The sequence below is a fragment of the Chitinimonas koreensis genome (assembly GCF_014353015.1).
In the GTDB taxonomy this organism is placed as follows: domain Bacteria; phylum Pseudomonadota; class Gammaproteobacteria; order Burkholderiales; family Chitinimonadaceae; genus Chitinimonas; species Chitinimonas koreensis.
In genome coordinates this window covers 4,969,382-4,981,122 of sequence record NZ_CP060704.1, presented here as the reverse complement: position 1 = coordinate 4,981,122, position 11,741 = coordinate 4,969,382, and the positions used below count along the sequence as shown (strand labels likewise).

The 11,741-nt window shown below is 74.8% G+C and carries 8 protein-coding genes and 1 pseudogene; 3 read left to right on the top strand and 6 right to left on the bottom strand.

Features of this window, described 5'->3' with window-relative positions:
• Positions 1-813: pseudogene (locus H9L41_RS25230) on the top strand (CoA-binding protein); the annotation flags it as partial.
• Positions 814-1,300: 487 nt separating this feature from the next.
• Positions 1,301-2,686, top strand: a complete 1,386-nt coding sequence (locus H9L41_RS25225) for a bifunctional acetate--CoA ligase family protein/GNAT family N-acetyltransferase (RefSeq protein ID WP_265583862.1) — start codon at positions 1,301-1,303, stop codon at positions 2,684-2,686.
• A 50-nt stretch (positions 2,687-2,736) separates the two neighbouring features.
• On the opposite strand, the gene H9L41_RS21055 is transcribed toward H9L41_RS25225, so the two are convergent.
• Genes H9L41_RS21055 through H9L41_RS21045 form a run of 3 tightly spaced genes read right to left on the bottom strand, consistent with a single transcriptional unit; the run spans position 2,737 to position 6,481 of the window.
• A complete protein-coding gene (locus tag H9L41_RS21055) occupies positions 2,737-3,621 on the bottom strand; it encodes a ribose-phosphate diphosphokinase (protein WP_034607921.1) in 885 nt (294 codons plus the stop codon).
• Entirely contained in the window at positions 3,600-5,123 is a 1,524-nt protein-coding gene (locus tag H9L41_RS21050; RefSeq protein WP_051319334.1) for a thymidine phosphorylase family protein, read from the bottom strand. Before H9L41_RS21050 ends, H9L41_RS21055 begins: the two co-directional genes overlap by 22 nt.
• The gene (locus H9L41_RS21045) at positions 5,120-6,481 is read right to left on the bottom strand and encodes an MBL fold metallo-hydrolase RNA specificity domain-containing protein (protein ID WP_028447637.1); all 1,362 of its coding nucleotides are present in this window, start codon (positions 6,479-6,481) and stop codon (positions 5,120-5,122) included. The genes H9L41_RS21050 and H9L41_RS21045 overlap by 4 nt, the downstream gene beginning before the upstream one ends.
• 259 nt (positions 6,482-6,740) lie before the next feature.
• Here H9L41_RS21045 and H9L41_RS21040 point away from each other — a divergent pair, with 259 nt between their 5' ends.
• Positions 6,741-7,769: an Acg family FMN-binding oxidoreductase gene (locus H9L41_RS21040; RefSeq protein WP_034607919.1), complete on the top strand. Its 1,029-nt coding sequence runs from the start codon at positions 6,741-6,743 to the stop codon at positions 7,767-7,769.
• 317 nt (positions 7,770-8,086) lie between these two features.
• Here H9L41_RS21040 and H9L41_RS21035 read toward each other — a convergent pair whose 3' ends face one another.
• The 3 genes from H9L41_RS21035 to H9L41_RS25880 all read right to left on the bottom strand — a co-directional run bounded on the left by H9L41_RS21035 (position 8,087) and on the right by H9L41_RS25880 (position 11,674).
• Complete coding sequence (locus H9L41_RS21035; RefSeq protein WP_506256286.1) at positions 8,087-9,889, bottom strand: cation-translocating P-type ATPase; 1,803 nt, start codon at positions 9,887-9,889, stop codon at positions 8,087-8,089.
• A 29-nt stretch (positions 9,890-9,918) separates the two neighbouring features.
• Positions 9,919-10,590: a P-type ATPase actuator domain-containing protein gene (locus H9L41_RS26500; RefSeq protein WP_187523572.1), complete on the bottom strand. Its 672-nt coding sequence runs from the start codon at positions 10,588-10,590 to the stop codon at positions 9,919-9,921.
• A 169-nt stretch (positions 10,591-10,759) separates the two neighbouring features.
• Complete coding sequence (locus H9L41_RS25880; protein ID WP_211236924.1) at positions 10,760-11,674, bottom strand: sensor domain-containing diguanylate cyclase; 915 nt, start codon at positions 11,672-11,674, stop codon at positions 10,760-10,762.
• Positions 11,675-11,741 lie beyond the last annotated feature (67 nt).

Below are 11,741 nucleotides of genomic sequence, written 5' to 3'. Positions count from 1 at the left end.
ATGAGTATCCGCAATCTCGACCGGATGTTCCGTCCCGCCTCGGTCGCCGTGATCGGCGCCTCGGCGCGGCCGCGCAGCGTGGGCGCGACGGTGCTGGCCAACCTGCAGGCCGGCGGCTTCGCCGGCCGCATCATGCCGGTCAACCCCAAGTACGGCGAACTGGCCGGCCTGCCGGTCCATCGCGACGTCGCCAGCCTGCCCGAGCCGCCCGACCTGGCGGTGATCTGCACCCCACCGGCCACGGTGCCGGGCCTGATCGCCGAGCTCGGCGCCGCCGGCTGCCGCGCCGCCGTGGTGCTGACCGCCGGGCTCGGCTCGCCGCGGCAGCGCGACAGCCTGGCCGCGGCCATGCTGGCGGCGGCCCGGCCCCACCTGCTGCGCATCCTCGGCCCCAACTGCGTCGGGCTGCTGGTGCCCGGCCTCGGCCTGAACGCCAGCTTCGCCCACGCCGGCGCGCCGGCCGGCCGGCTGGCCTTCGTCTCGCAGTCGGGCGCGCTGACCACCGCGGTGCTGGACTGGGCCCGCTCGCGCCAGATCGGCTTTTCCCATTTCGTCTCGCTGGGCGACTGCGCCGACGTGGACTTCGGCGACCTGCTCGACTACCTGGCGGCCGATCCGGACACCGGCGCCATCCTGCTCTACGCCGAAGCGGTGCGCGATGCCCGCAAGTTCATGTCGGCGGCGCGCGCCGCCGCCCGCAGCAAGCCGGTCCTGCTGGTCAAGGCCGGCCGCGGCGAATCGGGCGCCCGTGCCGCGCATTCCCATACCGGCGCGCTGGCGGGCGCCGACGCGGTCTACGACGCGGCCATCCGGCGCGCCGGCATGCTGCGCGTGCACACCACCGAGGAACTGTTCGACGCGGCCGAGACGCTGGCGCGCTGCAAGCCGCTGGCCGGCGAGCGGCTGGCGGTGCTGACCAACGGCGGCGGCGCCGGCGTGCTGGCGGCCGACGCGCTCGAGCTCGGCGGCGGCAGGCTGGCCGCGCTGGCGGCCCGGAGCCTGCTCCGGCTCGACGCCGCGCTGCCGGCGGCCTGGTCGCACGGCAACCCGGTCGACCTGGTCGGCGACGCGCCGGTGCCGCGCTACCTGGCCGCGCTGGACGTCCTGCTGGCGGACCCGGGCTGCGACGCCGTCCTGTTCATCCACGCCCCGACCGCCATCGTCGACAGCGACGAGATCGCCCGGGCCGTGGTGCCGGCGCTCGCCGCCGCGCCAAGCCGGTGCTGGCCTGCTGGCTCGGCGGCGACGCGGTGCGGGCGGCGCGGTGCGGGCGGCGCGGGCGCGCTGCCGCGCCGCCGGGGTGCCGACCTACGACACGCCGGAGCAGGCGGTGCGGGCCTTCCTGCAGCGGCTCGCCTACCAGCGCAACCAGGCCCTGCTGCTGGAGACGCCGCCGGTCGGCGGCGAAACGGCGCCGGACCGGGCCGCCGCGCAGGCGGTGATCGCCGCGGCGCTGGCCGACGGCCGCAGCATGCTGGACGAGGCCGAGGCCAAGGCGGTACTGGCCGCCTACGGCATCGCGGTGGTGCCGACGCGCCAGGCCGCCACCCCGGAGCAGGTGGCGCAGGCCGCGGCCGGTTTCGCGCCGCCGCTGGCGCTGAAGATCCGCTCGCCCGATCTCAGCCACAAGTCCGACGTCGGCGGCGTGATCCTCGACCTGCCGACCCCGGCAGCCGCCGCCGAGGCCGCCGCCGCCATGCGGGCCAGGCTGGCGGCGAGCCATCCCCATGCCCGCCTGGACGGCTTCACCGTGCAGCCGATGCATCGCCGCGAGGGGGCGGTCGAGCTGATCGTCGGCGCCAGCTGCGACGCGGTGTTCGGCCCGACCCTGCTGTTCGGCCAGGGCGGCGTGGCGGTGGAGCTGATCGGCGACCGCGCCGTCGGCCTGCCGCCGCTGAACCGCTCGCTGGCCCGCGAAATGATGGGGCGGACCCGGGTCGACCGCCTGCTCGACGGCTTCCGCAGCCGGCCCGCGGTCGACCGGGCGGCGATCGAACGGGTGCTGGTGGCGGTCTCGCAACTGGTCTGCGAACTGCCCGGCGTGATGGAGCTCGACATCAACCCGCTGCTGGCCGGTGCCGATGGCGCGGTGGCGCTCGACGCGCGCATCGTGGTGACCCAGGCCGCCGGCCCTGGCCACGCCCGCCTGGCGATCCGGCCCTATCCGGCCGAGGAGGAGCGCTGGCTGGACTGGCACGGCGAGCCGGTGCTGCTGCGGCCGATCCGGCCCGAGGACGAGCCGGCGCACCGCGAATTCTTCGAATCGTTGAGCCCGGCCGACATCCGGGCGCGTTTCTTCGCCGCGGTACGGCCGGCGCACGACCAGCTGGCCCGCTTCACCCAGATCGACTACGAGCGCGAGATGGCCTTCGTGGCGGTGCGCCGCGATGCCGACGGCCGGACCCGGACGCTGGGCGTGGCCCGCGCGGTCAGCGACCCGGACAACCTGGTGGCGGAATTCGCCGTGGTGGTGCGCTCGGACCTGAAGCGGCGCGGCCTGGGTCGGGCGCTGCTGACGCGGCTGGTCGAATACTGCAGGGGCCGCGGCACCGGCACGCTGTTCGGCCAGACCCTGGCCGGCAACCTGGCGATGCGGCGGCTGGCCGAATCGCTGGGCTTCGAGGCCGGGCCTTGCGCCGATCCGGAATTGATCGAATTGCGGCTACGGCTGGCGCCGCCCCGCTAGGCCGCCGGCCGGCCGCGGCACCGGCCTGGCGGGTCGGCGGCCCGGCCTGCTCAGGCCGGGGGCAGCGCCCTGGCCAGCAGCGGCATCACGTCGATCGCGTTGCTCGGATGCGCGATGGTATTGCAGCTGACCACCCCGGCCGTGTCGGCCGAGCGCAGCCGGGCCCACGCCTCGCCGGCCAGGACCGGGTGGATCGCGACGCACAGCGGCGGCGGCAGGCCGGCGGCGCGCAGGCGCTCGATGGCGGCCAGCATGGTGCTGCCGGTGGAGAGGATGTCGTCGAGCAGCACCGGCGTCCGTCCGTGCCAGTCGCCGTCGCCCAGCGGCGAGACCGTGACGTCGGCGTCGCCGTCGCGCCGTTTCTCCAGCGCCCGGAACGGCGCATCCAGCCGCTGGGCCACGTCGCCGATCCATTGCTCGCTCTCGCTGTCCGGCCCGATCAGCAGCGGGCGTTCGACCCGGGCGGCGATCCAGTCGGCGACGGCGGGCGCGGCCGGCACGCGGACGGCCGGGATGTCGAACAGCGCGTCGAGCGAGGGATAGCGGTGCAGGTGCGGGTCGACCGTCGCCACGAAGTCGAAATGCCGCGCCAGCACCCGGCAGAAGGTGCGCGCGCTGATGGCCTGGCCCGGCGCGAAGCGGGCGTCCTGGCGCAGGTAGGCCAGGTAGGGCGCCGCCAGGCCGACCTCCAGCGCGCCCAGCTCCCGCGCCGCGTCGGCGGCGAACAGCAGCGGGGCGAGCTTTTCGTCGGGGCGGTCGAGGCTGCAGAGCAGCACGACGCGGCAGCCGAGCAATCCGGCCGGCAGGGTGACCCGCGTCTCGCCATCGGGAAAGCGGTGCAGTTGGACCGCCGCGGTCCGGCAGCCGGCGGCCTGGGCCAGGGCGGCGCCGGCGGCCTCGTTGCCGGGCAGGGTCAGCAGGAGGGTGCTGGGCATGTCGGTTCTCCCAATGCGATGGCGGTCAGGTTTTCGCGGGCGTAGGCCAGCGCGTAGCGCAGCTCGCCCGGCGCCTCGGCGTGCAGGGTGTAGAGCGGCTGGCCGGCCTCGACCGCGTCGTCCAGCCTGACGTGCAGGTCCAGCCCGGCCGCCGGCGACTGCGGCGCGCCGGCCAGCTTGGCGATGCGGGCCAGGACGCGGTTGTCGATCGCGCTCACCCGGCCGGGCGCCGGCGCCGTCATGGTCTCGGTCAACGGCGCGCGCGGCAGCGTCCGCATGCCGCCCTGCGCCTCGCAGATCGCCTGGAAGCGCTGCCAGGCCTGGCCGCCGTCGAGCAGCTCGGTGGCGCGAACCAGGCCCAGGCCGGTCGCCGCCGCGCCCCCCATCTCGAGGATGCGGCCGGCCAGCAGCAGCGCGCGTTCGCGCAGGTCCGCCGGCGCGGTCGGCTCGCCCCGCAGCACCTGCAGCACGTCGCGTGCCTCCAGCGCCGGCCCGATGCCGCGGCCGACCGGCTGGCGGCCGTCGGTCACGGCGATGTCGACCTCGAGCCCGAGCTGCTGGCCGACCGCGCGCAGGCGGGCGGCCAGCCGGCCGGCGCCCGCGGCGTCGCGCACCTTGGCGGTCGGGCCGACCGGCAGGTCGAGCAGCACGCGTTCGGCACCGGCCGCCAGTTTCTTGGACAGGATGGAGGCCACCATCAGGCCGTCGCTGTCCAGGCCCAGCGGCCGCTCGATGCGGATCAGCACGTCGTCGGCCGGGCTCAGCCGCATCGCGCCGCCCCATACGACGCAGCCGCCGGTACGCTCCACCACCCGGCGGATGGCGGCCGAGTCGAGTTCGACCGGCGCCAGCACCTCCATGGTGTCGGCCGTGCCGGCCGGCGAGGTGATGGCGCGCGACGAGGTCTTGGGCATCAAGAGGCCGGCGGCGGCGGCGATGGCGACGACGATGGGCGTGGTGCGGTTGCCGGGCAGGCCGCCGACGCAGTGCTTGTCCATCACCGGGTGGCGCGACCAGCTCAGCCGCTCGCCGGCCTGGACCATGGCGCGGGTCAGCGCCAGCGATTCGGCCAGGTCCAGCTTGTCGCCGGCGCAAGCCGACACCAGCGCCGCCAGGTGCAGGTCCGACAGCCGGCCTGAGACCGCGTCGGCGACCAGGCCGGCGAACTGGTCCTCGTCGAGCCGCTGGCCGTAGATCTTGGCGCGCAGGGCGCTCTCGGAGCGCAGCACCGGCAGGTGCGACAGGCTCAGCGGCTCGCCCGCGCGCAGCTCGAGGGCATGCTGCGCCGCCAGGCTCAGCGCGGCCTCGCCCAGCCCGAGCAGGTCGCCGTGCACCATGTGCAGCGTGGCGACCAGGCTGCGGCCGTTGGCCGCCACCGTCAGCCGGGTCTGCGCCTCGTAACCCTCGGCGCGGCAGACGTGGCAGCCGGCGTTGACGTAGACCGCGTGCTCGTGTCCGCCGTCGATGCCGAGCGGGCGCAGGCGCAGCGTGGCGGCCGTCATGCGTTCAGCTCGACGGACTGCAGGTAATCGGGCACGCAGACCGGCCAACCCAGCTCGTCGGCGATGCGGCGGCGCAGGACGTCGGCCGCGTCCGGCTCGCCGTGCACCACGAAGGTCTGCCGCGGCGGGGCGACGAAGCCGCGCAGCCATTCGAGGATCTCGTCGGCATCGGCGTGGGCCGAGAGGCTGGACAGGCATTCGACGCCGGCGTGCACCGGCACGTCCTCGCCGTGGATGCGCACCTGCCGCGCGCCGCCCAGGATGGCCGCGCCGCGCGTGCCGCCGGCCTGGTAGCCGGAAAACACGATGGTGTTGCGCGGGTCCGGCGCGAAGGCCTTGAGGTGGTGCAGCACCCGGCCGCCGGTGGCCATGCCGCTGGCGGCCAGGATGATCATCGGGCCGCGCTGCCGGTTCAGCGCCTTCGATTCCTCGGCCGACTGCACCGCGATGGCCGAGCGGCACATCGCCTCGCACTGCGCGCGGTCGAGCCGGTGCTCGCCCTGGTGGCGCACGAAGATCTCGGTGGCGTCGAGCGCCATCGGACTGTTGAGGTAGACCGGCACCTGCGGGATCTCGCCCTCGGCGCGCAGCCGGTGGATCAGGTAGAGCAGGCTCTGGGCGCGGCCGACGGCGAAGGTCGGGATCAGCACCACGCCCGATTGCGCGACGGTGCGGCGGATGATGCGGCCCAGTTGCGCCTGCGCGTCCTCCGGCGCGTGCCGGCGGTTGCCGTAGGTCGATTCGACCAGCAGCCAGTCGGCCCGGCCCGGGCTGACCGGCGGCTTCATCACCGGGTCGTGCGGACGGCCCAGGTCGCCCGAGAACACGATGCGGCGGCCGCCGAACGAGATTTCCGCCATCGCCGCGCCCAGGATGTGGCCGGCCGGGCGCAGGCGCAGGCCGATGCCCGGCCCGAGCGGCAGGTCGCGCTCGAAGTCGCCCGGCACCAGCCGCTGCAGGCAGGCGTAGGCATCGGCCTCGGTATACAGCGGCAGCGCGGGGTCGTGGCGGCTGAAGCTGCGGCGGTTGGCGTAGTTCGCCTCTTCCTCCTGCAGCCGGCCGCTGTCGGGCAGCAGCACCCCGCACAGCTCGGCGGTGCCGGCGGTGCAGTAGACCGGCCCGCGGAAACCGTCGCGCACCAGGAGCGGCAGGTAGCCGCTGTGGTCGAGGTGGGCGTGGGTGAGCACCACCGCGTCGATGCTGGCCGGCTCGACCGGCAGCGGTGCGCGGTTGCGCAGGCGCAGCATCTTCCAGCCCTGGAACAGGCCGCAGTCGACCAGCACGCGCAGGCCGCCGACCTCGAGCAGGTATTTCGATCCGGTCACCGTGCCGGTGCCGCCTAGGAATTGCAGTCGCATGGTGCAGGGCCTCCTCCTGGGTCGTTGCCCGAGTATCCGGCGTCCGCCCGCGCGGTCCTTGCGCAGGATCAAGCCTGCTGCGCGCTGCGGCCGGCAGTGGATGGCCGGCGACCGCGGCCGGACGGCCGCCGGCGGCGGACGGAAAGTTGATGCGGATCAACGGGCTGGCGCAGGCGGCCGGTAGAGTCGCTGCATGTCCGGCGCGGAACGGCCGGACCGGATCGTCGGGACGCACACCGGCCACGAGGAGATTCGGATCATGAGCACACCAGACCTGTCCGCCTGGGAGACCGCGGCCCGCGAGTTCCCGCACGCCAGCGGCTTCGGCGAGCAGATGCGCTTCCTGCTGCGCTACGCGACGCTCGCGCCGTCGAGCCACAACACGCAGCCGTGGCGCTTCAAGCTGGACGACGAGAGCCTGTCGCTGCTTGCGGACCGCACGCGGTCGCTGCCGGTCTGCGACCCCTACGACCGCGAGCTGATCATCAGCTGCGGCGCGGCCCTGATGAACCTGCGGGTGGCGTTCGCCCACTTCGGCTGCGGCGTCCAGATCGACACCTTCCCGTTCAAGGTCGAGCCCGACGTCCTCGCGCTGATGCAGCCCAATCCGTGCGCGCACCAGCCGGCGGCGCTGGCGCCGCTGTTCCCCGAGATCACCCGCCGCGCCACCGACCGGCGCCGCTATGCCGACGAAGCGCTGCCGGCCGCGCTGCGCGCCCAGTTGCTGCAGGCCGCGGGCGAGGAGGGCGTGGCGCTGAGCTTCGTCGACCAGCTCGAGCCGCGCCGCCACCTGGCCGAGCTGGTCGCGCGCGGCGACGAGATCCAGTTCGCCGATCCGGCGTTCCGCCAGGAACTGGCCCGCTGGCTGCACGGCAGCCGCGCGCAGGACGGCATGCCGGCCTATGCGGCGGGCTCCGGCGCGCTGCTGGATGCGGCGGCGCCGATCGCCGGGCTGATCGTGCGCACCTTCGACATGGGCGAGAACGTCGCCGCCTCGCACGAGAACTTGGTCCGCCACTCGCCGACGCTGGCCTGCATCTCGACGGAAATGGACGACGTCCAGGCCTGGCTCGCCACCGGGCAGGCGCTGCAGCGCATCCTGCTCACGGCCTGCGCCGCCGGCTTCGACGCGTCCTTCCTCAACCAGCCGATCGAGGTCGAATCGCTGCGCGGCCGGTTGCAGGCCGCGGTCGGCGGCGCGGCGTTCCCGCAGATCCTGCTGCGCATCGGCCGGGCCGAGCGGCGGACCCATACGCCGCGCCGGCCGGTGGAAGACGTGCTCGGCTGAGCGCGCGGGCGGGATCGTCCCGCCCGCACGATTCTCCGGCAACGCGAACGTCCGCCGCAGGCCAGGTCCGGCCTGTGGCGGATCGCCGGTCCCGATCGCATTCTCCCGACCTTCTCCCGACCTTCTCCCGACCTTCTCCCGACCTTCTCCCGACCTTCTCCCGACCTTCTCCCGATCGAATTCCCCCGCCCGGCCCCCCGGGGCCGTCGCCCTTGCGCCCCGGCCAGACCTCGGCCGCGGCGCCGCGGGGGCGGCGTACCCGTCCCGCCTTCCGGGCTCGCCCCGGCCCGTCCCCGATTCGCCCAGTGCACGCCGCCTCAGCGGATGCGGCCGCGGTCCTTGCGCCCCAGCCAGACGGCGCCGAACCAGGTCGGCAGCAGCGGCAGCGCGGCGATCGCGGCCTGTGCGGCCGAGAGCGGCGCGAAGCCGAACGCGGTGCGCAGCGGCGGCACGGCGTGGACCAAGGCCAGCGCGGCCAGCGTCGCGCCGACGACGGCGGCCAGCGCCGGCGTGGGGCGGCCGGCGCTGCGGACGCCGAGGATCAGGCCGAGATTGGCGCACACGATCGCGGTGAAGCCCGCGGCCCGCGCCGCTTCCGCCCCGGCGCCCAGCGCGAGGATTGCCGCATAGCCGGCGAGCGTCCACAGCGCGGCGCCCGCGCCGGCGCCCAGCGCGAGCCGCCAGGCCCGCGGTGACAGCAGCCGTTCCGAACGGAGGCGCGGCCGCCGCCGCATGGTGTGCGCATCGCCGGGCTCGGACTCGAAGGCGATGGAACAGGCCGGGCCGATCACCAGTTCGAGGAAGGCGATGTGCAGCGGCAGCAGGACCGGCGGCAGGCTCAGCAACGCCGGCACGAAGGCGAGCGCGATGGTCGGCAGGTGGACGGCCAGCGTGTAGACCACGGCCCGCGCCAGGTTGTCGTAGATGCGGCGCCCGTGCGCGACGGCGCCGGCGATGGCGCCGAAGTCGTCCTCCACCGCCACCAGCGAAGCCGCCTCGCGCGCCACGTCGGTGCCGCGCCGGCCCATGGCGATGCCGATGTGCGCCGCCTTGAGGGCCGGCGCGTCGTTCACGCCGTCGCCGGTCATCGCCACCACCTCGCCGCGGGCCGCGAGCGCCTCGACCAGCCTCAGCTTCTGCTGCGGATCGAGGCGGGCGAACACCCGCGTGGCGGCCAGTTGCCGCGCCAGCGCCGCGGCATCGAGGCCGTCGATCGCGCTGCCGGTGAGCACGCCGTCGGTGTCGATCCCCGCCTGCGCCGCGATGGCGCGGGCGGTGACCGGATGGTCGCCGGTGATCATGTAGACCGCGATGCCGGCCTCGCGGCAGCGGGCCACGGCGGCTGGCACCTCGGGCCGGATCGGGTCGGCCAGGCCGATCAGGCCGTGCAGGCGGAAGGAGAAATCGTGCTGGTCGTCCGGCCAGTCCTGCCCGTCCTGCTCGGCGCGCGCGACCGCCAGCACGCGCAGGCCGCGCGCCGCCATCGCGTCGGCATGCCGCATCAGCTGGCCGGCCTCGGCCGGCGGCAGGTGGCACAGCGCGGCGATGGCCTCGGGCGCGCCCTTGGCCGCGACCGGGTGCCGCGACGCCGCCTCGTCGCCCGACCAGCCGTGGGACATGGCGCGCAGCGCCGGCGTCAGCTCGTATTCGCGGATCAGCGCCCAGTCCGGGTGGAGATGTTCCGTCCCGGCGAGATAGCGCTCGGCCAGGTGGTGGAAGGCGCGCTCCATCGGGTCGGTCGGCACCCGCGCGCTGGCCAGCACGGCGTACTCGACCAGCAGGTGGAAGTCTTCCGGCAGCTCGCCGACCGGGGCCGGGCCGTCCAGGTCCAGCCGGGCCTCGCCGACTTGCAGCGCCGCGACGGCCATGCGGTTCTCGGTGAGCGTGCCGGTCTTGTCGACGCACAGCGCGGTGACCCGGCCCAGCGTCTCGATGGCCTGCAGATGGCGCGTCAGCACGCCGGCGCGCGCCATGCGGCGGGCGCCCAGCGCCAGGAACACGGTCATGATGACGGGCAGCTCGTGCGGCAGGATCGCCATGGCCAGCGCGATGCCGGCCAGCACCGCGGTCAGCGCGTCGGCGCCGCGCAGCTGCGCGGCCACCGCGATCAGCAGCGACAGCGCGCCGGCGCCCCAGGCCAGGCGGCGGGTCAGCCGGACCAGCTCGGTCTGCAGGGGGAGGGCGGGCGCTCGACGGTGTCCAGCGCCCGTCCGATCCGGCCGAAGGCGGTGCGCGACCCGGTCGCGGTGACGCGCAGCCAGCCCTGGCCGGCGGTGACCAGCGTTCCGGCGTAGGCCAGGCCGACCGGCTCGCCGCTTGCGCCGTCCGCGGCGCGCTTGGCGACCGGCAGCGATTCGCCCGACAGCAGCGATTCGTCGACGGCCAGGTTGTGCGCCTGGATCAGCCGGCCGTCGGCCACGATCCGGCTGCCCTCGTCGAGCAGCACCATGTCGCCGGCCACCACCTGCGGGCCGGGGATGCGGACCGGCCGGCCGTCGCGGATGGCCAGCGCATGCGGACTGGACAGCTCGCGCAGCGCCTCCAGCGCGTGTTCGGTGCGGCGCTGCTGCAGCGCGGCGGCGAGGATGATGATCGCGACGAAGCCGAGCAGCGCGGCCGCCTCCAGCCGATCGCCGAGCACCAGGTAGATCGAGCCGGCGCCCAGCAGGAGCAGGAACATCGGGTCGCGCACGATCTCCAGCAGGGTGCGTCCCCACGACCGGCGCCGTTCCGCCGCCAGCAGGTTCGGCCCGTCGGCGGCCAGCCGCGCCGCCGCCTCGGCGCTCGTCAGGCCCTCGGGCCATTGCGGGTGTTCAGCCAAGTCTTCTCTCCCGTCGTCCGGCGGCGGCCGGCCGCGGCGGCTCGGCCGGCGACGGCGGCGCGCAGCCGGCCTATCCGGTCCCGACCTTAATCCGGCCGCCGCCGCCGGCGCTTGACCGGCATCAACGGAACCGGCGGCGCCGCTCCGGCGCGCAGCCGGCCGGCGCCGTTCACCGCGGCAGCGCGGGTTGCCAGTGCCCGTAGCCGCCGCCGCCCTGCGCCTTGACCCGGTACATCGCCTCGTCGGCCCGCTCCAGCAGCAGTTCGGCGCAGTCGCCGTCGCGCGGATACAGGCTGATGCCGATGCTGGCGTGGGTCTGCACCGGGTGGTGATCGAAGGCGAAGGGCTGGCCGACGGCCGCCACCAGCTGCCTGGCCACGCTGTCGACGTCGGCGGCGTTCGCCAGGTCGGTCACCAGCACGGTGAATTCGTCGCCGCCCAGCCGTGCCACTAGGTCCGACTTGCGCACCGCGCCCGTCAGCCGCTCGGCCACCGACACCAGCAGCCGGTCGCCGATCGCGTGGCCCAGCGTGTCGTTCACCGCCTTGAAGCGGTCGAGGTCGAGGAACATCACCGCCAGCATGCCGCCCTGCCGTGCCGCAGCGGCGATGGCGCGGTTCAGCCGGTCGACGAAGTGCAGCCGGTTGGGCAGCCCGGTCAGGCTGTCGTGATAGGCGAGGTGCTCCATCTTCTCGCGCTCGCCCTGCTGCGCGCTCAGGTCGTGCTGGATCGCGATGAAGTGGGTGATGGCGCCGCTGTCGTCGAACAGCGGGGTGATCAGCTGGCTCACGGTATAGCGCCGGCCTTGCTTGTCGCGCTCGATCAGCTCGCCCTGCCACGGCTGGCCGGCCAGGATGGTGTCCCACAGCCCGCGGTAGAAGTCCGCTTCGTGCTCGCCCGAGTGCAGCAGCGCCGGCGTCTGGCCCAGCAGCTCCGCCTCGTCGTAGCCGCTCAGCCGGCACAGCGCCTGGTTGACCCAGACGATGCGCCCTTGGCGATCGGCGATCATGACGGCGTTGGCCGCCCGGGTGAAAGCCCGCATCAACAGTTCCTGCTGCTTGCGCTCCATGAACATCTTTCGCATGACTGCCCCGAACCGGCCGTGCGGCGCGGCATTCGCGGCCGCCCGGTAACGGTTGCGGGGTTCCTCG